22 protein-coding genes are annotated in these 19,676 nt (G+C 64.8%); 10 read left to right on the top strand and 12 right to left on the bottom strand.

The window, feature by feature from the left end; translation table 11 throughout:
* Positions 1-12: 12 nt before the first annotated feature.
* On the bottom strand, positions 13-1,008 hold the full coding sequence (gene cobD / locus ACP15S_RS13740; RefSeq protein WP_425040206.1) for a threonine-phosphate decarboxylase CobD: 996 nt from the start codon (positions 1,006-1,008) through the stop codon (positions 13-15).
* Between the two features lie 8 nt (positions 1,009-1,016).
* Positions 1,017-1,979: an adenosylcobinamide-phosphate synthase CbiB gene (gene cbiB / locus ACP15S_RS13745; protein WP_425040207.1), complete on the bottom strand. Its 963-nt coding sequence runs from the start codon at positions 1,977-1,979 to the stop codon at positions 1,017-1,019.
* 30 nt (positions 1,980-2,009) lie between these two features.
* On the opposite strand from cbiB, the gene cobU reads away from it, so the two are divergent.
* Positions 2,010-2,549, top strand: coding sequence for a bifunctional adenosylcobinamide kinase/adenosylcobinamide-phosphate guanylyltransferase (gene cobU, locus ACP15S_RS13750; RefSeq protein ID WP_425040208.1), 540 nt, complete (start codon positions 2,010-2,012; stop codon positions 2,547-2,549).
* Positions 2,550-2,629: 80 nt separating this feature from the next.
* On the opposite strand, the gene ACP15S_RS13755 is transcribed toward cobU, so the two are convergent.
* Positions 2,630-3,391: a VPLPA-CTERM sorting domain-containing protein gene (locus ACP15S_RS13755; protein ID WP_425040209.1), complete on the bottom strand. Its 762-nt coding sequence runs from the start codon at positions 3,389-3,391 to the stop codon at positions 2,630-2,632.
* 285 nt (positions 3,392-3,676) lie between these two features.
* Between ACP15S_RS13755 and ACP15S_RS13760 the strand changes: the two genes are divergently transcribed.
* From ACP15S_RS13760 to ACP15S_RS13795, 8 genes are all read left to right on the top strand, one after another.
* On the top strand, positions 3,677-4,579 hold the full coding sequence (locus tag ACP15S_RS13760; protein WP_425040210.1) for a Hint domain-containing protein: 903 nt from the start codon (positions 3,677-3,679) through the stop codon (positions 4,577-4,579).
* Positions 4,580-4,745: 166 nt separating this feature from the next.
* The gene (gene mtgA, locus ACP15S_RS13765; protein WP_425040211.1) at positions 4,746-5,549 is read left to right on the top strand and encodes a monofunctional biosynthetic peptidoglycan transglycosylase; all 804 of its coding nucleotides are present in this window, start codon (positions 4,746-4,748) and stop codon (positions 5,547-5,549) included.
* 107 nt (positions 5,550-5,656) lie between these two features.
* Positions 5,657-6,322, top strand: coding sequence for a glutathione S-transferase family protein (locus ACP15S_RS13770; protein ID WP_425040212.1), 666 nt, complete (start codon positions 5,657-5,659; stop codon positions 6,320-6,322).
* Between the two features lie 121 nt (positions 6,323-6,443).
* Entirely contained in the window at positions 6,444-7,532 is a 1,089-nt protein-coding gene (gene queG / locus ACP15S_RS13775) for a tRNA epoxyqueuosine(34) reductase QueG (protein WP_425040213.1), read from the top strand.
* A 49-nt stretch (positions 7,533-7,581) separates the two neighbouring features.
* Positions 7,582-9,558, top strand: coding sequence for a hydantoinase/oxoprolinase N-terminal domain-containing protein (locus ACP15S_RS13780; protein WP_425040214.1), 1,977 nt, complete (start codon positions 7,582-7,584; stop codon positions 9,556-9,558).
* A gap of 60 nt (positions 9,559-9,618) precedes the next feature.
* The gene (gene proC / locus ACP15S_RS13785; RefSeq protein ID WP_425040215.1) at positions 9,619-10,434 is read left to right on the top strand and encodes a pyrroline-5-carboxylate reductase; all 816 of its coding nucleotides are present in this window, start codon (positions 9,619-9,621) and stop codon (positions 10,432-10,434) included.
* Positions 10,427-10,765: a tRNA-binding protein gene (locus ACP15S_RS13790; RefSeq protein WP_425040216.1), complete on the top strand. Its 339-nt coding sequence runs from the start codon at positions 10,427-10,429 to the stop codon at positions 10,763-10,765. Before proC ends, ACP15S_RS13790 begins: the two co-directional genes overlap by 8 nt.
* The gene (locus ACP15S_RS13795; protein ID WP_425040217.1) at positions 10,762-11,712 is read left to right on the top strand and encodes a 2-hydroxyacid dehydrogenase; all 951 of its coding nucleotides are present in this window, start codon (positions 10,762-10,764) and stop codon (positions 11,710-11,712) included. The genes ACP15S_RS13790 and ACP15S_RS13795 overlap by 4 nt, the downstream gene beginning before the upstream one ends.
* Here ACP15S_RS13795 and cobF read toward each other — a convergent pair.
* From cobF to cbiE, 6 genes are read right to left on the bottom strand one after another with little or no spacing between them, the layout of a single operon-like run.
* On the bottom strand, positions 11,709-12,443 hold the full coding sequence (gene cobF, locus ACP15S_RS13800) for a precorrin-6A synthase (deacetylating) (RefSeq protein WP_425040908.1): 735 nt from the start codon (positions 12,441-12,443) through the stop codon (positions 11,709-11,711). The genes ACP15S_RS13795 and cobF overlap by 4 nt on opposite strands.
* Positions 12,436-13,176 carry a uroporphyrinogen-III C-methyltransferase gene (gene cobA, locus ACP15S_RS13805; RefSeq protein ID WP_425040218.1) on the bottom strand — a complete coding sequence of 247 codons (741 nt, stop codon included), beginning with the start codon at positions 13,174-13,176 and terminating at the stop codon, positions 12,436-12,438. The genes cobF and cobA overlap by 8 nt, the downstream gene beginning before the upstream one ends.
* Entirely contained in the window at positions 13,173-14,492 is a 1,320-nt protein-coding gene (locus tag ACP15S_RS13810; RefSeq protein WP_425040219.1) for a cobyrinate a,c-diamide synthase, read from the bottom strand. Before ACP15S_RS13810 ends, cobA begins: the two co-directional genes overlap by 4 nt.
* 1 nt (position 14,493) lies before the next feature.
* Entirely contained in the window at positions 14,494-15,288 is a 795-nt protein-coding gene (gene cobM / locus ACP15S_RS13815; RefSeq protein ID WP_425040220.1) for a precorrin-4 C(11)-methyltransferase, read from the bottom strand.
* Positions 15,285-15,665, bottom strand: a complete 381-nt coding sequence (locus ACP15S_RS13820) for a cobalamin biosynthesis protein (RefSeq protein WP_425040221.1) — start codon at positions 15,663-15,665, stop codon at positions 15,285-15,287. Before ACP15S_RS13820 ends, cobM begins: the two co-directional genes overlap by 4 nt.
* Entirely contained in the window at positions 15,662-16,858 is a 1,197-nt protein-coding gene (cbiE, locus tag ACP15S_RS13825; protein ID WP_425040222.1) for a precorrin-6y C5,15-methyltransferase (decarboxylating) subunit CbiE, read from the bottom strand. The genes ACP15S_RS13820 and cbiE overlap by 4 nt, the downstream gene beginning before the upstream one ends.
* On the opposite strand from cbiE, the gene ACP15S_RS13830 reads away from it, so the two are divergent.
* Entirely contained in the window at positions 16,857-17,612 is a 756-nt protein-coding gene (locus ACP15S_RS13830) for a cobalt-precorrin-6A reductase (RefSeq protein ID WP_425040223.1), read from the top strand. The two genes, cbiE and ACP15S_RS13830, sit on opposite strands and share 2 nt — an antisense overlap.
* On the opposite strand, the gene cobJ is transcribed toward ACP15S_RS13830, so the two are convergent.
* Genes cobJ through ACP15S_RS13845 form a run of 3 tightly spaced genes read right to left on the bottom strand, consistent with a single transcriptional unit; the run spans position 17,585 to position 19,673 of the window.
* Entirely contained in the window at positions 17,585-18,325 is a 741-nt protein-coding gene (gene cobJ / locus ACP15S_RS13835) for a precorrin-3B C(17)-methyltransferase (protein WP_425040224.1), read from the bottom strand. The two genes, ACP15S_RS13830 and cobJ, sit on opposite strands and share 28 nt — an antisense overlap.
* A complete protein-coding gene (gene cobI / locus ACP15S_RS13840; protein WP_425040225.1) occupies positions 18,322-19,047 on the bottom strand; it encodes a precorrin-2 C(20)-methyltransferase in 726 nt (241 codons plus the stop codon). Before cobI ends, cobJ begins: the two co-directional genes overlap by 4 nt.
* A complete protein-coding gene (locus tag ACP15S_RS13845; RefSeq protein WP_425040226.1) occupies positions 19,044-19,673 on the bottom strand; it encodes a precorrin-8X methylmutase in 630 nt (209 codons plus the stop codon). Before ACP15S_RS13845 ends, cobI begins: the two co-directional genes overlap by 4 nt.
* Positions 19,674-19,676: the final 3 nt, after the last annotated feature.

Below are 19,676 nucleotides of genomic sequence, written 5' to 3' on the forward strand. Positions count from 1 at the left end.
CGCCAGGGCGCCTTAACACGGGGGTAGCCCCAAGGCCGCGCGGATGCGCGCCATGCCAGCGGCATCGGGGGGCAGGCCCAGACGGATCCATGTTTCGGAATAGGGAAAGATGCGCGACCAGATCATGGCTTGCGCCAGCCTGTCCTGCGTGGCGGTGGCATCGGGTGTGGCATAGGTGCGAAAGAGCGGCGTGCCGCCAATGAGTGTCCAGCCGGCCTCCTGAGCAATCCCGTCCAGTGCGGCGCTGTCATGGGCCAGGCGGGCGCAGGTCCGGGCTTGCCACGGCGCGTCTTCCAGAGCCGCGCAGGCAATTTCGATGGCAGGTCCGGAAATCGGCCAGGGCCCGGCAAATTCGGCAAGCCGCGTCGCGCGCCGCCCTGTGGCCAGCGCAAAGCCCAGACGCAGCCCGGCCAGACCGAAGAACTTCCCGAAAGACCGCAGCACGATGATGCTCGGCGCATCGTGCAAACAGGGCGCGAGCGACAGGTCGGGATCGGGATCGGCGAAGCTTTCATCGACAATCAGCAGGCCCACATGGTCGGCCAGATCGCGCAGCTCTCCCGGATCATACCTGTTCCCATCAGGATTGTTGGGATTGACCAGAATGGCCAGATCGGCGCCTTGCAGTGCGCTCAGGCTATCCACTTCCGCCACAGGCCAGCCCGCCATCCGCAAGGCGGCGGCATGTTCGTTGTAGGTGGGCGCCAGGACAGCGGCGCGGCCCGGATGCAGGATAAACGGGATGGACTGGATCGCCCCTTGCGCCCCGGCAAAGGGCACGACATCGGCCTGAGTGCCATAGGCACGGGCCGCGGCCTCGGCAAGGCGGGCCATATCGCTGCGCCGGGGCAGGGCGGTCCAGGCCTCCTGGGGCAGCGGGGGGACGGGATAGGAAACCGGATTGATGCCGGTTGAGAGATCAAGCCATTGCGCCGGGTCGCCGCCGTAATGGGCGATGGCAGCGTCGAGATTGCCGCCGTGATCTCTGGGCGTCGCGTGCATATTCATGATCAGAGTTAGAACAGGATCAGCAGGCCGAGCGCAAGAACGACCAAAGCCATAGCCCTGCGGTAGAGTGTCAAGGCTGCGGTCAGGGTCTGCGGGGTTGGGTCGGGGGCGTCGGCGTTCATCCACGGCTCCTCTGCGCGGCCCTCGGCGTAAAGGCGTGGGCCGGACAGGCGGATGCCCAGAGCGCCCGCCATGGCGCCTTCAGGCCAGCCCGCATTGGGGGAGCGATGCGCGCCAGCGTCCCGGCGCATGACGCGCCAGGCGCGCGGCAGATCTGAGCCGGAGGCCAGCGCAAACAGAGCCCCGGTCAGCCGGGCGGGGATCAGATTGACCAGATCATCCAGCCGCGCGGCCACCTTGCCAAAGGCCTCAAAGCGCTCCGAGCGATGGCCGATCATGGAATCCATCGTGTTGATGGCCTTGTAGATCACAAGGCCGGGCAGCCCGGCCACGAGCCCCCAGAAGAGCGGCGCGATAATGCCGTCAGAGGTATTCTCGGCGAGGCTTTCCGTGGCGGCGCGAGCGACGCCAGCGGTATCAAGCTGCGCCGGGTCCCGCCCCACGATCATTGACACAGCGTGGCGCGCGGCGGGCAGATCGCCCGCATTGAGCGGTCCCGCGACGGCGGCCACATGGTCATACATGGAGCGCAGGGCGAGGAAGGGCCAGGCCAGCACGCCGCCCAGAATGATGCCCCAGGGGCCAGCGGGCAGCAGGAGCTGCGCGGCTGTGGCGAGCAGACCTGTGGTTGTGATGAGCACGAGGACCGTCAGCGCACCCTTGGTCAGGCGCGCGGCGCGCGGGCCTGTGTTGAGACGCGTGTCGAGCCATTTGATGAGCGCGCCCATCCATGTCACCGGGTGGCCCAGACGACGATAGAGCGCGTCCGGCCAGCCAATGGCCACGTCCAGCGCCAGCGCTACAAGCATCATCGCCGCGACCATTCCTGCCCCCGCATTCACCCTTTTCATTCGCTCTCAAAGCTGCTTTTTCACGGGGCCATGGAAAAGTCTACTCTCATCACCGGGGGCGCGCGCTCGGGCAAGTCGGCTCTGGCGGAGCGGTTGGCGCTCAGTGCCACAGGCCGGGCGATCTATATCGCAACGGCGGAGGCCTATGACCAGGAAATGGCGGATCGGATTGTTGCCCATCAGGCCCGGCGGGGCCCGGAATGGCAGACCTTCCACGCGCCGCGCAAATTGGTCGACGCGCTTCGCCAGAGCGACGGCGGCGCGCCGCGTCTGGTGGATTGCCTGACGTTATGGCTGAGCAATTGCATGTTGAGCGGAGGCGACTGGCGCTCGGAGGGCGGCTTGCTCGCCCATGAGATTGCGCAACAGGCCGCGCCGATTGTCTTTGTGACCAATGAGGTGGGTGCGGGGATTGTGCCTGAGAACAAGCTCGCGCGCGACTTTCGTGACGCGGCGGGATGGCTCAACCAGCAGATTGCGCAGGCCTCGGATCGGGTGATCCTGTGTGTCTCCGGCTATCCCGTCGTGGTCAAACCCGCGCCGGATGGGCTCGAGGGGATTTTGCCGTGATATCTCCGGTCAGGTGATATGCAAAAGCGCCCGCTACACCTCAGGGTGCAGCGGGGCTTTTCCGCCAATAACGAGGACGGTCAGCTTTTGCGACGTGCGGCCCATGCGAGGCCACCGAGCCCTGCGAGCAGGAAGGGCAAGGAGGCCGGGAGCGGCACGGGGGCCACGACATTGTCGAAGTTGGCCACGATGGCGCGCTGGGCGTCGGACAGTTCCGTACCCTCGCCGGGATTGGCTGCGAGGCTTGCCGCAATGGCTTGCGCGGCGGCGACATCGCCGGAGCGGTCGCTGTTGTCCCGGATCAGCGTGGCAAAGTAGAGGATGCCGATGCTCTCGCCCGCGCCGAGGCTCAGGTTCATGGTCATGTCGAAACGGTTGTAGCCCACGTCGCCTGTGATGTTGGCGGCGGAGAAGGCGTTGTTGCCGTAGGTGAAGGAGATGACCGGGTCAAATTCGTTGACCGGGGAGCCGTCTGTGGGGTTGCGATCCTGAAAGGTGGTCGACCGATCGACGCCTTCTTCGACGACGTGCTCGGAGCCGTCGGAGCCGAGGTTCGTGTAGTTGCGCACAGACGCCGTGATGGTTGCGGCGGTGGTGTTGGTGAAGACGTCCAGAACGCGGTAGGTGTATGTGTCCTCCAGCGTCGCGATATCGCGCTGCACGGACAATCCACCCGTATCCAGAAGGCGGAAAGCGCCGTCGAAGGCATCATAGAGACCGTCGCTCACAAGCGAGCCTGTTGATGTTGTGGTCGTGTCTCGTATCTCGTTCAGGGCAATGGGCGCTGCTTGGGACATCGCGGGAATCGCGAGTATCGCAGCGGATAACAGTAAGTGTTTCATGGTTCTCTCGATTTTTGGCAGCAGAAATTACTCCCGGTATCTTTGACTAAAATTGTCTTGGGAAAAATGGCCTATGGCGCAACATATTGTTGCCTGTCAGTGTGTTAGCGGCAAGATTTAGGCAGGATTGGTGCCGGATTGTGGCGCAAGCATGGCGCTTTGCCACATGCGGGCCACACAAAGACCCCGCCTGTGCCGCGGTTGGGGCTGTTGTCCACATATTTCCGACCAATTCGGCATCTATCCAGTGATTAAAGCCATTTTGATGACAATCGGAGGCAGCTGATGCCGACGACGTATACAGACCAGTTTTTTGTCATGGATCCCGCGAATCCCCCCGCTGTCGGATCCACGCTGACCCCTGTCACGGGGACCTATGTCGACAATGACGACAACGGGTTTATCCGTCCCGGCGAGGGCGACACGTTTAATGGAGGCGTTGTGACCTCTGTCTGGGAGAATGACACGATCACAGTGATCATGAACGGCAGTACCGTGACGATCACGGGTGTGACCTTCTACGTGGCCGGGCAACCGGCTGTTTTCACACCCACCGACGGGACTGTCCTGAGCAATGCGCAATTTGTCAGCTCCACCTTTGTCACGACAAGCACCGAGGTCGATGTTGATGACTTTGGCCCCGTCTGCTTCACGCCGGGCACCTTGATCGACACGCCCCATGGGCGTCGGCCGATCGACGTGTTGCGCACAGGCGATCTCGTTCTGACGCGAGACAATGGCGCGCAACCGGTGCGTTGGATCTCCAGACAAACGACGCGGGCTGCAGGCGTTTTTGCACCGGTGGAGTTTGATATCGGAAGCCTTGGCAATTCGGAGGTGCTGCGCGTCTCGCAACAACATCGCATGCTCTTGTCCGGCTGGCGGGCGGAGCTCTACTTTGGCCTTTCGGAGACGCTGGTCGCGGCGAAGCATCTGGTCAACGGGCAGAATGTGCATCTGCGGCCCGGCGGATTGGTGACCTATATCCACTTGCTGTTTGAGGATCACGAGATCATTACAGGCGGCGGGATTGCCTCGGAGAGTTATTTCCCGGCCCATGCCGCAGAGCGCGAGCCTGCATCGATGGAAATCCGGGCGCTGTTTCCCGACTTTCCGCGCCGCGCCCCTCTGCGGCCCGTCGCGCGTCCGGTGTTGCGTCGCTTCGAGGCGCGTCTGTGGGCTGCGTAAACCCAGGAGCGCTGCGAACTACAGCACTTCGACGGACATCGGATACATCGCGCATCACGAAAATCACGGGAAAGCAGGTGCTTGGCGGTGTTTTCGGGATCCAGGCTTTTCGCGAAGTGCTATAAGGATTCACGTTCCCACAGAAAAACGGTAGCTTGCGCACACCATGGCACGCAGATCCAAATCCACGACAAAACGCGGGGCGACATCCAAGGCAAAGCCGAAGGCCGCGTCAAAAGCGAAGGCCAAGCCTGCAACTCCGTTGCAGGTCCTGCGGCCCCGTGCCCGGCCCAGACCGCTCCGCTGGTTGTTGAAATGGATCTGGCGGCTGTCGCTCGCGGCGGTGGTCTTTGGCGCCTTGGCGCTTCTGGCCTTTCGGTTCCTCAACCCGCCCACGACGCCCTATATGCTGTCGGAGCGCGCGCGGCTGGGGGAGATTGATCAGGTCTGGGTGCCCATGGAGCGGATTGCTCCTGTCATGGCGCGGTCGGCTGTTGCGGCGGAGGATGCGAATTTCTGCCTGCATTGGGGGATCGATGTCGATGCCGTACGCGCAGCACTGGAAGACGGCGGCGCGCGCGGCGGCTCCACGATCAGCCAGCAGGTCGTCAAGAATGTCTATCTCTGGCACGGGCGCAGCTACTGGCGCAAAGGGCTGGAGGCGCTGATCACGCCTGCGATGGAGGCGGTCTGGACCAAGCGGCGCATCCTTGAGGTGTATCTCAATGTCGCTGAATTCAGCGAGGGTGTCTTTGGCATCGAAGCTGCGGCCCAGCATTACTTTGGCGTGGCGCCGGCTGATCTGACTGCGACGCAGGCCGCACGGCTGGCGGCGATCCTGCCTGCGCCGAAGTCGCGCTCTGCCTCGAACCCGTCGAGCTTCGTGCGCAATCGCGCGCGCGCCATCCGGGCGGGCGCGGCCACCATTCAGGCCGATGGGCGCGCGGCCTGTTTCGAGACGGCGTCCTAGGCAAGGCTCTGCCGCATCCGGCGCGGAATTGCAGATCACGACCGGTTGGGCGATTGAACTTTGAGCCTTGCGATGCGATTGAAGGGTGTATCTCACGAGGAACCCCGATGGCCCGTCTCTACCACGTCCCGCTTTCTCCGTTTTGTCGCAAGGTGCGGCTTGTTCTGGCGGAGAAGAAGATCGAGGTGGAGCTTGTCGAGGAACGCTATTGGGAACAGGACCCCGATTTCCTGCGGCGCAACCCGGCAGCGAAGGTGCCGGTGCTGAAGATCGACGGCAAGACCATGGCCGAGAGTAGCGCCATTCTCGAATGGCTTGAAGAGAAATATCCCGAACCCGCGCTCATGCCCAAGGGCGCCGATGCGCGCTATGAAGTGCGCCGTTTGATGGGCTGGTTCGATGACAAGTTTCACACCGAGGTGACGTCAAAGCTGCTGTATGAACGGGTCAACAAGAAAATCACGGGTGAGGGCTTTCCTGACAGCAAGAATGTCAAAGCCGGGGCAAAGGCGATCAAGTATCATCTCGATTACATGGCCTGGCTTCTGGATCATCGTCGCTGGCTTGCGGGCGATGTCATGACGGTGGCGGATTTCACAGCGGCGGCGCATCTGTCGGCGCTGGATTATATCTCGGACGTGGATTGGAACCGCTCCGAGGTGGTCAAGGATTGGTATGCCAAGATCAAGTCGCGCCCGGCGTTCCGCTCGATCCTCGCCGATCAGGTGCCCGGTTTCCCACCGCCGCGCCACTACAACGATCTGGATTTTTAGGGGCTCTGCCCCCGGCCCGTTGGGCCTCCCCCGGAGTTTTTCTGGCAAGATGAAGGGCACATGCGGGCTTTGATGCCTGCGGGTGATTTCCTGTTTTGGGCTTTGCTGGTAAGGGAGGCGCATGGCGGAGCGGCGTGATCATGGAGCAGGGACGGGCGCGGATGTTGCAGCCCATTGGAGCGCGCAGCTGAAGGCGCGGGCGCGTACGGAGGGGTTTTCCGCCGTGCGGATCACGCGGCCCGATGCTGTGCCGGAGGTGATGGGGCGGCTGCAGGCGTTTTTGGACAAGGGGTATCACGGCCAGATGGGGTGGCTTGCCGAGCGCGTCGCGTGGCGCGGCGACCCAGCGGCGCTCTGGCCCGAGGCGCGCTCTGTTGTCATGCTGGCGGAGAATTATGGTCCGGACTTTGATCCGCTCACGCGTTTGGACTGGCGCGAGGACGGGGTCATCTCTGTTTATGCGCAAAACCGCGATTATCATGATGTGGCCAAGAAGCGGCTGAAGCGGTTGGGGCGGTGGCTGGTTGCGGAGGCTGAGTGCGAGATTAAGGTGTTTGTCGATACGGCGCCTGTACCGGAGAAGGCGCTTGCGCAGGCTGCGGGCCTTGGATGGCAGGGCAAGCATACCAATCTTGTAAGCCGGGAGTTGGGCGCGTGGTTTTTTCTGGGCGCGCTTTTCACGACGCTGGAGTTGGAGACGGATGCGCCGGAGCCGGATCATTGCGGCTCGTGCCGAGCCTGTTTGGAGATTTGCCCGACGGATGCCTTTCCCGCGCCCTATCAGCTCGATGCGCGGCGTTGCATTTCCTATCTCACGATTGAGCACAAAGGGCCGGTTGATGAGGCTTTGCGCCCGGCGCTGGGCAACCGGATCTACGGCTGTGACGATTGTCTGGCGGTATGCCCGTGGAACAAGTTTGCGGAGCGTTCGGCGGAGGTGAAATATCACGCGCGTGCCGATTTGCATGCGCCCGATCTCGGGGCTTTGGCGACGCTGGATGATGTGGCGTTCCGCGCTTTCTTTTCCGGCTCGCCCATCAAGCGGATCGGGCGCGACCGGTTTGTGCGCAACGTGCTTTACGCCATAGGCAATTCCGGGGCAGTGCGGTTTATTCCTGTAGCGTCAGGGCTCTGCGAGGATCCTGATCCGGCGGTTGCGGATGCCGCGCGCTGGGCGGTTTTGCAGCTTTCACGTCGCGATCAGGCGTAGACGCTTTTGCCGGACCTGCTAGATCGGCCCTCAGACAAGGGAGTTTGCCATGGCGCTGGCGTTGGGGGTTGATACCGGGGGCACCTATACCGATGCCGTTCTCATGCGGGATGAACGGGAGATTCTGGCACGCGCCAAGGCGTTGACGACCAAGCAGGATTTGTCTTTGGGCATTGGCGCGGCCGTGGGCGCGGTTTTGGCCGAAGCGCGGATTGATCCGGGTGAGATCGCGATGGCGGCGCTCTCCACCACGCTTGCCACCAATGCGCTTGTTGAGGGGCAAGGGGGCAGGATTGGCTTTGTGGCCATCGGTTTTGCGCAGAGCGATCTCGACAAACACGGGTTGGCCGAGGCCATGCGGGGCGATCCTGTTTTGATCGTCGCGGGCGGCCATACCCATGCGGGCAGTGAGGCCGCCGCGCTTGATCTGGATGCCGTGCGGGATTGGGCGGCTGGGTTGGACGGGATCACGGGGTTTGCGGTGGCAGGCCAGTTTGCGACGCGCAACCCGGCGCATGAGCGCGCTGTGGCGGATGTGTTGCGTGGCATGGCGCCTGTCTCGAGTTCGCACGAATTGTCGGCCAAGCTGGGCGGGCCCAAGCGCGCCATGACGGCTGTTTTGAATGCGCGGCTTATCGGGTTGACCCATGCGCTTATTGGCAAAGCTGAGGACGAATTGGCCGCACGGGGCGTGGATGCGCCTTTGATGGTGGTCCGGGGCGACGGGGCGCTTATGAGTGCGGCGCAGGCCAAGCGGCGCCCGATCGAGACGATCCTCTCCGGCCCTGCGGCCTCCATCGTCGGCGCGCGCTGGCTCACGGGCGCGGAACAGGCCCTGGTTGCAGATATTGGCGGGACGACCACGGATATTGCGCTGCTGCGCGACGGACGTCCGGCAATTGATCCCGATGGCGCGCGCGTGGGCCCTTACCGGACCATGGTCGAGGCGGTTGCGATGCGCACCCTTGGGTTGGGCGGGGACAGCGAGGTGGCCCTGCGCGATGGATTGCAGGGCGGGATCACGCTCGGGCCGCGTCGCGTCGTGCCTGTGGCGCTCATGGCGCTGGACGGGGATGTGCGCGCTGTGCTGGAGGCGCAGTTGCGCCAGCCCGTGCCGGGTGAACATGATGCGCGGTTCGTGCGGCAGGTGATCCTTGATCCGGGCGGGCTTGACGCGCGTGAGACGGCACTTTTGGCGCGGATCGACGGGGTGCAGCCTCTGGGCCATGTCTTGCGCAATCGGATCGACAGTACTGCGCTGGCGCGCTTGCGCGCGCGGGGGATCGTGCAGGTCGCCGGGCTGACCCCGTCGGATGCGGCCCATGTTCTGGGCCATACCGATGCCTGGGACGCGCAGGCCGCTGAGATGGCGCTGGCCCTCATGGCGCGGCGGCGCGCAGGGCATGGAGATCGTCTCGCCGCGGATGCGCTCAGCATGGCGCAGATGATTGAGGCGGAGTTGCACCGCAGCACCGGGCTCGCACTTCTGGAGACGGCGTTCGCGGAGGAGCCGCTCAGCGAGGCGCCGCCCCGCGGGCTGGCCGAGCATGTCCTGATGCAGCGCGGTCTGGCGGGGCATACGGGGCTCATAAGGCTTGATGCCGCGCTCAATACTCCCGTGGTTGGCCTGGGCGCTTCGGCGCGGACGTACTACCCCAAAGTGGGCAAACAGCTGGGATGCGAGATGCTGCTGCCCGAAGACGGCGGTGTGGCCAATGCCATTGGCGCGGTGGTCGGGCGGATTACGGTGCGGCGGGAGGGCGTCGTGACGGCGCCCGCCGAGGGGCGCTACCGGGCGCATCTGGAGGCAGGGCCGGCAGATTTCGCAAGCCCCGACGCGGCCATGGAGGCCGTGACAGAGGCCTTGCAAGCAGAGGTCAAAGCCGCAGCAGAAGAGGCCGGCGCGGCTGACGTGGACCTCCGCGTCGCCATCGACAAACGCAGCGTGCAGCTTGAGGCGCGGGAGGTCTTTGTGGAGGCGGTGATCCGCGTTGAAGCCAGCGGCCGGGCCCGCGTGGCGCGTTAATCCGATTGCCCTGCGCGCCCCGCGCGGTACATAGAGCGTCAGGCAAGGGGAGGAGAGAGCATGACAACCGATGATGTCGCCACGCGCGGCCTTGTGCTTTTGGGCTGCGGCAAGATGGGATCTGCAATGTTGCAGGGCTGGCTTGCTGGCGGTCTGCCGCCGGGCTCTGTCCATGTGATCGATCCTGCGCCCTCCGAGTGGCTCCAGACGACTGGCGTGACACTCAACGGAGCCTTGCCCGCCGCGCCCGCCATCGTGCTGATTGCCGTCAAGCCGCAGATGATGGGCGAGGCCTTGCCCGCGATTGCAGCCATGGGTGGGGGAGAGACGCTCTTTGTCTCCGTGGCCGCAGGCACGTCGATTGCATCTTTTGAAGAGGTGCTGGGCGCGGAGAGCCCGATCATCCGGGCCATGCCCAACACACCCGCCGCCGTGGCGCGCGGGATAACGGCGATCATCGGCAACGCTCGTGCGACCGCTGATCATCTCGATCTGGCGCAATCCTTGCTGGAGGCTGTGGGCCAGGTCGTTCGGCTGAGTCATGAAGACCAAATGGACGCCGTCACAGGTGTGTCAGGCTCTGGCCCGGCCTATGTGTTTCACATGATCGAATGCCTGACGGCCGCGGCCGAAGCCGAAGGTCTGCCGCCTGAGCTTGCGTTGCAACTGGCGCGCGCAACGGTTGCGGGCGCGGGGGCCTTGGCCGAAGCGGCGGAGGAAAGCCCGGCGCAGCTGCGCATCAACGTGACCTCGCCCAACGGGACGACGCAAGCGGGGCTGGAGGCGTTGATGGATCCTGACACAGGCCTGCCGCCGCTCGTGCGCCGCACAGTGGCTGCTGCTGCCGGACGGTCACGGGAGTTGAAAAATGGCTGAGATTTCCTTCGATGATTTCATGGCAGTTGATATTCGCGCCGGAACGGTTCTGCGCGCAGAGCCCTTTCCTGAGGCGCGCAAGCCCGCCATCAAGCTCTGGATCGATTTCGGCCCGGAGATCGGCGAGAAGAAAAGTTCCGCCCAGATTACGGCGCATTACACGCCTGAGGGGCTCGTGGGCACGCAGGTCATGGGCGTCGTGAATTTTCCGCCGCGCCAGATCGGGCCGTTTATGTCCGAAGTGCTGGTTCTGGGGTTTGCAGATGAAGCGGGGGCGATCGTTTTGTCGCGCCCGGAAAAACGGGTTCTAGATGGGGAGCGTATGGCATGAAGATTTGGATGACACGGCCTTTGCCCGCACGTGTTCAGGAGGCGGCCCGACCGCTGGGTGAGCTGCATGTGCGCGAAGAGACGCGCCCGCTGGATGCAGAAGAGCTGCGCCGCGCGCTCACGGACTATGACATCGTGCTACCCACGCTGGGCGATATGTTCTCCGCAGAGGTGTTTGCCGATGTGGCCAGCCCGCGCGCGCGGCTGCTGGCGAACTTTGGTGTGGGCTACAACCACATTGATGTGGCTGCCGCGCAAGCCAAGGGCTTGCAGGTCTCCAACACGCCCGGCGCTGTGACGGATGCGACTGCGGATATTGCGCTCATGCTGATGCTCATGTCCTGCCGCCGTGCGGCGGAGGGCGAGCGGCTTGTGCGTGCGGAGGCCTGGGAGGGCTGGCACCCGACGCAGATGTTGGGTCTGCATCTATCGGGCAAGAAGGTCGGTATTGTCGGTATGGGGCGGATCGGCCTTGCGATTGCGCGGCGTGCGCATTTCGGTTTTGGCTGTGAGATCAGCTATTACAACCGTTCGCCCAAAGCGATTGATGTGCCTGCGACGCAGGTGGCGGAGCTGACCGATCTGGCGGCCTCTGTTGATGTGTTGGTCACGGCGGTGCCCGGCGGGGCGGAGACCCACCATCTCATCTCGGATCCGGTGTTCTCTGCGATGCAGCCCCATGCGCATTTCATCAACATTGCGCGCGGCGATGTTGTGGACGAAACCGCGCTGATCATCGCCTTGCAGCAAAAGCGCATCGGCGGGGCGGGCCTTGATGTGTATGAGCATGAGCCGCAGGTCCCGCAGGCATTGCGCGCGTTGGACAATGTGACGTTGCTGCCGCATCTGGGCACGGCGGCGCTGGAGGTGCGCGAGGATATGGGGCTCATGGCGGTCGACAATATCGCCGAGTTCCTGCGCGGCGAGACGCCGCCAAACCTCGTTTAAGGCGCGCGGCGGCGCAGCAGGTAGGTGTCCATGATCCAGCCATGCGCCGCCCGGGCGGCGGCGCGGGTGCGGATGATCTCGGCGCTGACATCGGCCAGCGCGCCTGAGACGAGGACTTGCTCGGGCATGCCCAGAAAGCCGCCCCACCAGATGTCGAGCCCGTCGGGGTCCAGTGCCTGAAAGCTGCATTGGCCATCAAGCATCACGACCAGTGTTTCTGCCCCCTCGGGCCAGCCCTGATCGCGCAGATTGCGCCCGGTCGTGACGGTGACGGGGCCGTTCACCGTGTTGAACGGGATCGCGTGCGCGGCCGTGAGCGCTTGCAGCGCCGTCACCCCGGGCACCACGCGCAGCTTGGGGGCGGGTATGAGCCGGGCGGCGATGCGCAGGGTACTGTCGTAGAGCCCGGGATCGCCCCAGACGAGCAGCGCGACAGGGCCTTCGGCGCCTGCAAGAGCGTGTGTCCAGCGCCGCGCAATCTCGTCATGCCAGGCCTCGACCCGCGCGCTGTAGGGCAGGCTCTCGTCGCGTGTGGGCATCTCGAAAGGCACGACGCGGCCCGGGGCGCCGGCGGCTTCAAGAATGGCCAGGCGCAACTCCGCGAGATCGTCCTTGCCCGGGCCTTTGAGCGGAATGAGCAGGGTGCGCGCTGCGCGCAACGCGTCGCGGCCCTCAAGGGTCAGATGCGCGGGGCTGCCCGTCCCGATCCCGATGAGCCAGAGCTCATCCATCGCCATCATCTCCGTCAAGATCCGCCAAGGGCCCATAGAAAATCAATGCGGCCTTGTCGCCAATCTCCTGCGAGAGCTGTGCCACGAGGCCGCCGACCGTGCTGCGTGTCAGATGTTGGTCCGGGGTGCCGACGGCTTCTGCAAGCAGCGCCGGTGTGTCCTCGGGCAGGCCATGGGCCACGAGTTTCTCGGCGAGTGCCGGGAAGGTGCGTTTGCCCATGAAGACAACGGTGCAGGCAGAGGGGTCGGCCAGCGCGACGAGGTCGATATCTTCGGGCAGAAGGCCCTTTGCGTCATGGCCCGTGACGAATTGGACGCGCCGCGCTGTGAACCGCCGGGTCAGAGGGATGCCAGCAGCGGCAGCGGCCGCGACAGCCGAGGGGATGCCGGGGATGATCTCATAGTCGATCCCGGCGGCGCGCAGGGCGACCAGCTCTTCTTCCAGCCGCCCGAAGAGCCCGCTGTCACCGGATTTGAGCCGCACCACGCGCCCGCCTTGCTGGGCATAATCCACCAGCAGACGGCTGACGTGGTTCTGCTTGGGCGAGGGGCGGCCCGCGCGTTTACCGACGCCCACGAGATCCGCGCCTGCGCGCGCATGGGTCAGGATCGGGCCCGAGGACAGATCATCAAACAGCACGGCATCGGCCCGTTTGAGACGGTCCACGGCCTTGAGCGTCAGCAGCTCGGGATCGCCGGGCCCTGAGCCCACAAAGGAGACAAACCCGCTCATGCGCCCGCCTCCCCTGTGATCAGATGAAAGAACGTGCCTGTGACGTGGCCGCGCCGGGCGCCGGTCTCGGGGACAGGATTGCCATCCGCATCCGCCACCTCCGCCAAAGGATCATCTGCTTCCTTCAGGATGGTCGTGTAGTGGAACTCATGCCCCCTGAGTGCCGCGCCCGCCGCAAAGCCCGGCATGGGTGCGCGCAGCACGGCCCGGCGATAGCCCAGATGAAACTTGCGCTTCTCATAAGAGGTTTCGAGCCCCAGAAGGCCCAGCATTTCGTGGCGCGTGCCCTCCTTGTCAACGAGGCCCGCCCCGAGCGCCATGTAGCCGCCGCATTCGCCGTGGATCGGTCTGGTCTCCGCATGGCGGCGCATGCCGGCCCGGAAGGTCTCTGCGGCGGCCAGCGTGCCACCGTGCAGCTCAGGATAGCCCCCGGGCAGCCAGACCAGATCGGCGCTGGGATCGGGCGCTTCATCGGCCAGGGGCGAGAAAGGCAGGATCTCCGCCCCTGCGGCGCGCCAGCCAGAGAGCAGATGCGGGTAAGTGAAGGAAAAGGCCGCGTCGCGCGCCAATGCGATGCGCTGTGCGGGCGGTTTTGGCAAAGCGCCGCCTGCGGGCGCGGCACCGGCCTGGGCGGCGGCGCGGATTGCGTCCAGATCGACATGGTCGCGCAGGAAATCCGCATAGCCTGCGATGGCGGCTTCGAGATCGGGATGCTCAACGGCCTGAATAAGGCCGAGGTGCCGCTCGGGCAGCGTCAGATCTCCGCGACGCGGCAAAACGCCCAGAACGGGCAGGCCTGCACGGTCCATGCCCAGACGCGTGAGCCGTTCATGGCGGGGCGAGGCCACACGGTTGAGGATCACACCTGCGAAAGGCAGATCGGGCATATACGCGCGAAAGCCCAGTGCTGTGGCCGCAGCAGATTGCGCTTGCCCGCCCACATCGACCACGAGGATCACGGGCCAGCCCATGCGTTTTGCCGTCTCGGCGGACGATCCAAAGCCCATCTGCCCGCGCGTTGCCACGCCATCGTAGAGCCCCATGGAGCCTTCCGCGACACAGATATCCGCGCCCTGCGATTGCTGTGCGACCCCGTCAAGCAAGCCTGTATCCATCGCCCAGGTATCGAGGTTGAACGACGCGCGGCCAGCCGCCGCCAGATGGAAGGCGGGATCGATATAATCGGGCCCGGATTTGTAAGGCTGGACCGTCAGGCCCGTGTCGCGGAGCGCGCGCAACAGGCCCAGCATGACGGTCGTCTTGCCGGTGCCCGAAGAGGGTGCCGAGATCAGGAGCCCGGGAGGGGTCTGTGCCATATCAGTCATCTCCATGTTGCCATTCCGACCAGGGGCTGTCGGCGCTTTGCGGGCGGTAGCGGCGGTCATAATCTGCGGCGTACAGGCGGCTCTCGGCAAAGCCTTCGCGGCCCAGAGCCGGGCCCACAAGGATCAGCGCGGTGCGCGCGATGCCCGGGTCGATGCTGTCTTCGATGGTGGCGAGGGTGGCGCGGATGATCTGCTCATCGGGCCAGCTTGCGCGGTAGACAATGGCCACCGGGCACTCGGCCCCGTAATGCGGGATAAGTTCCGCCACGGAGCGGGCGAGATTGCCGATGGAGAGGTGCAGCGCCAGTGTCGCGCCTGTGCGGCCAAAATTCTCCAGTGTTTCGCCATCAGGCATGGAAGACGCGCGGCCCTGGGTGCGGGTCAGCACGACCGATTGGGCCAGCCCCGGCAAGGTCAACTCGCTGCCCAGAGCAGCGGCAGCCGCGGCGAAGGAGGGTACCCCGGGTGTGACCGTATAGGGAATGCCCTCTGCCTCCAGCCTGCGAACCTGTTCACCCATGGCAGACCAGACCGAAAGATCGCCCGAATGCAGCCGCGCGACGTCCTGTCCCGCGGCATGGGCCTTGGCGCATTCTGCGATGATGGCATCAAGATCCATGGGTGCGGTGTTGATGATCGTCGCGCCTTCGGGGCAGTGATCCAGAATGGCCTCAGGCACCAGCGAGCCCGCGTAGAGGCACACAGGGCAGGCGGCAATGATATCGCGGCCACGCAGGGTGAGAAGGTCTGGTGCGCCGGGTCCGGCGCCGATGAAATGAACGGTCATGGGCCGTCTCCTTTGGCCAGCGCACAGGTCGCCATGCCGTCTTGTGAAATGATGCGTGGGCCCAGAAGCGCCGCGCCGGGGCCGGCTGCCGCGAGGGCTGCGGCTTCGGCCACGGATCCGGTCCTACGGGTCTCGAGCGAGGCTTCTGAGTGGGTCAGGACGCTTTGCGCCTGCAAGTCCTCAGCAGCAATTGCGCGCGTGGGTTTGGCTTGTGTGGCGGCGAAGCTCTGAAACACGGGCGTGGCGGCTTTGTCTTGCGCGGTGGCAAGGGCTGCGATGGGATGATCACATGCGGCACGGGACAATGCGTCTGCCAGTGCGTCGGCCAGGCTGGCCTCTGTGGCGGCTCGTCGAAAGCCAAAACCTGCAACGATCATAGAACGACGCTCCATTGCACCACGGGGTAGGCCTGCTGCCAGCCGCGCTTTGTCCCCATGGGCCGGATCGTGGCGATCTCGAAGCGCAGGAGCGTGCCGCCCAGCCGCGCGTGTGCCTCGGTCAGCAAGGCTTCGCTCTCCAGTGTGACGGCATTGGCGACAAGCCGTGTTCCGGGGGTCAGATGCGTCTCCAGCCAACCGAGCAAGGCCGCGCTCAATCCGCCGCCGATGAAGACGACATCAGGCTTGGGCAGCCCGTCCAGCGCCTCGGGGGCTGTGCCTTGCTGGATATCCAATGTCGTGGCCCCAAGGGCTTGGGCATTGGCCTCGATGAGGGCAATCCGGTCGGCTCGGGGTTCGAGCGCCACGGCCTGACAGCTCGGATGTGCAAGGCACCACTCGATGCCGATGGAGCCGCTGCCCGCCCCGAGATCCCAGAGCCGCTCCCCGGGTTTGGGCGCAAGCGCGGACAGGGTCAGGGCGCGCATGGGCCGTTTTGTCATGACGCCGTCGGTTTCAAAGAAATCATCCGGGATGCCAGTGGTCGCAGGCATTACGTGCCCCTCGCCTTGAACGGCGATGGCCATGGCGACGGGATGTGCGAAGGTGCCTTGAAGCTCTGCGGCGCGACCATGCGTTATGCGTTCGCGGGGCCCGCCGACGGCTTCGCAGAGGGTAATCTCGGATTGGCCGAAGCCCCATTGGTTCAGCAAGGTGCAAAGATCGCTCACGGCTGCGCCGTCGCGCAGGGTCACGATCATGCGCGCGCCGGGGCAGACATGGCGCCGCATTTGCGCCAGCGGCGCGGCATGCAGGCCGAGGCAGAGCGTTCTCTCCAGCGGCCAGCCCAGCCGGGCCGCAACAAGCGAGAAGATCGATGCTCCAGGCAAGGCCTGCCAGGCATCGCGGGGCAGGTGGCGCGCAATGACGGAGCCCGCGCCGAACCAGAAGGGATCGCCAGAGGCCAGTACCACAACGGGCTGACCCGAGAGTGCCTTGAGCTGCGCCAGACCCTCCTGAAAGGGCACGGGCCAGGGGATCGTCTGCGCGCTGACCTCTCCCAGCAGAGCGAGATGTCGGGGCGGGCCCATGATGACCCGGGCCTTGCCAATGGCTTCGAGGCTTGCAGGGCATAGCCCCGCCGGTCCATCCTCGCCCAGACCGACGATTGTAAGCCATGGGAGATCAGCCATGTCGCCAAATCTCCTCCTGTTGGGGGGCACGCTCGAAGCCACGGCCTTGGCGCAGTTCCTCGCGCAGACAGACATACGCGCGACCGTTTCGCTCGCCGGACGTGTGGCGCGGCCCAAGCGGGCGGCTTTGCCGCAAAGGGTCGGCGGGTTTGGCGGTGTCGCGGGGCTTGAGGCCTACCTGAGAGAGAATGCGATCACCCATGTGGTGGATGCCACGCATCCCTTCGCCGCCCAGATGAGCCACAATGCTGTGGCCGCCTGTGCGCAGGCAGGCGTGCCGCTCATCGCGCTGACGCGGGAGCCCTGGGTGCCGCAATCGGACGACCGTTGGGTGCGCGTGGCAGATATCGCCGAGGCCGTGGCCGCGCTGGACCGGCCTGCCGCGCGGGTGATGTTGGCTGTGGGGCGCATGCATCTCGCAGCCTTTGCGCCCAATCCGCAGCACCATTACCTGTTGCGCCTGATTGATGCGCCCGATGCGCCGCTGCCTTTTCCGCATCACGAGATTGTGCTGGACCGGGGACCCTTCACGGAAGAAGGCGACAGGCTGTTGATGGCCCGTCATGGCACACAAATCGTTGTATCCAAGAATTCCGGCGGCACGGGGGCCTATGCAAAGATCGCGGCCGCGCGGGCGCGGGGCAGCCAAGTCATCATGATCGACAGGCCTGCCATGCCCGAGCGGCTTGAAGCCCATACGATGCAGGAAGTGATGAACTGGCTCTCTCATTCCGGCACCGATCTGGGCGTGTAGACAAAGCGGCCCACGCGGCGCGTCAGCGACGAGCCCACAAGGACGACAGTGCGCATATCCGCCATCTCCGGGGTGGCCTCCGAGAGGGGGACGACCCGCAGGTGTTCCTCAGGTGTGGAGACGGCCCGCGCAAAGATGAGGAGACGGTCGGGCTCGCAATGGCTACGCAGAACGTCGAGCGCCCGGCCAAACCCGTCGGGCCGCGCCTTGGAGCGGGGGTTGTAGAAGGCCATGGCGAAATCTGCCTGAGCGGCCAGCGCCAGACGTTTTTCGATCAAGGCCTGAGGCTTGAGGTTGTCACTGAGGTTGATGGCGCAGAAATCATGCCCCAGCGGCGCGCCCGCACGCGCGGCGGCGGCAAACATGGCGCTGATTCCGGGGAGCACGCGAATGTCGACCTCTGCAAAGGTGTCAAGCTGGGCTTCCAGGGCCTCAAAGAGTGCGGAGGCCATTGCGAACACACCGGGATCACCCGAGGAGACCACGACAACGCGGCGCCCCTCTGCGGCCATCGCCAGCGCATGGGCGGCGCGCTCCAGCTCAACGCGGTTGTCGCTTTCGTGCAGGGTCAATCCATCGCGCGGGGCAATGCGGCGCACGTAGGGGATATAGCCGACAATGTCCGTCGCAGCGGCGATGGCGGCCTGCACCTCGGCGGTGATCATACCCTCGGCACCGGGGCCAAGCCCTGCGACTGTGACCCAACCTGTCATGGGCGGCGCCCTTGCCCGTGCACGACGACGATTGAGAAATACGGCGTTACATCACCGCTGACCTCGCGCAAGGGCGTGACGGTTTGCCCGGCCATGGCGGCATGCTGGATGAGCCAGGCACGCTCCAGCTTGCCCGCGGCCTCAAGCGCGCTGCGCACTTTGGGCAGATGCCGACCGATCTTCATCACAACCAGCGCATCCGCGCGTTCCATTGCGGTTGAGAGGGTCGTGACCGGCAAGGTGCCCATGAGGACGGTCAGAATGTCATCCCCCCATGTGATGGGCTCGCCCGTGGCCGTCCATGCCGCAGACATGCCGGTGATCGCAGGGACGACCTCCACCGCGACGTCATCGCGCAGGCGGGTGTAGAGATGCATGAAGGAGCCGTAGAAGAACGGATCGCCCTCGCACAGCACAACAACATCCTCACCTGCGGCAACCAGCGCGCAGATATGATCGGTGCAACGGGCATAAAAGGCCGAGAGCATCTCATTGTAGAGCGGATCCGCGACGGGGATTTCCGTTGTGACCGGGTATTCCATTGGAAATTCGATCGCATTGTCCGAGAGCATGCCCTCCACGATGCGCCGGGCATGGCCGGGTCGGCCCGCCTTGCGAAAGAAAGCCACGTGTTTGCCGGTACGCACAAGGCGATCTGCCTTGACGCTCATCAACTCGGGATCGCCCGGGCCGAGGCCGACACCATAGACCGTGCCGCTCATTCCGCGCGGCTCGCGATGGCATTGATCGCCGCAACCGTGATGGCAGAGCCACCCAAGCGGCCTTCAACGATGAGTGAGGGCACCGGATTGGCCTCCCAGAGCGCGTCCTTGCTTTCCCGCGCGCCGACAAAGCCCACCGGACAGCCGATAATGGCGGCTGGGCGCGGGCAGTCCGGATCTTCCAGCATCTCAAGCAGGTGAAAGAGTGCCGTTGGGGCATTGCCGATGGCCACGAGCGCGCCCTCCAGCCTGTCGCGCCAAAGCTCAAGGGCGGCGGCGGAGCGGGTCGTGCCCATTTCCTTGGCCATGTCTGGCACGCGCGGATCGCGCAGCGTGCAGATCACGTCATTGCCCGCAGGCAGGCGTTTGCGGGTGACCCCTTCGGACACCATATAGGCATCGCAAAACACTGGTGCGCCTGCCTCGAGCGCATCGCGCGCCGCTGTGACCATATCGGGCGCGACCTTCACATGGCGCTCAAGCCCGACCATGCCGGCGGCATGGATCATGCGGACAACAACCTGCTCCTCATCGGTTGCGAAGCGGTCCAGATCAGCTTCGGCGCGGATCGTGGCAAAGCTCTCCAGATAGATGGCCGCGCCATCCTTTTCGTATTCATAGGGCATGGG

Source organism: Primorskyibacter sp. S187A (genome assembly GCF_049800955.1).
Lineage (GTDB): Bacteria > Pseudomonadota > Alphaproteobacteria > Rhodobacterales > Rhodobacteraceae > JAKVBH01.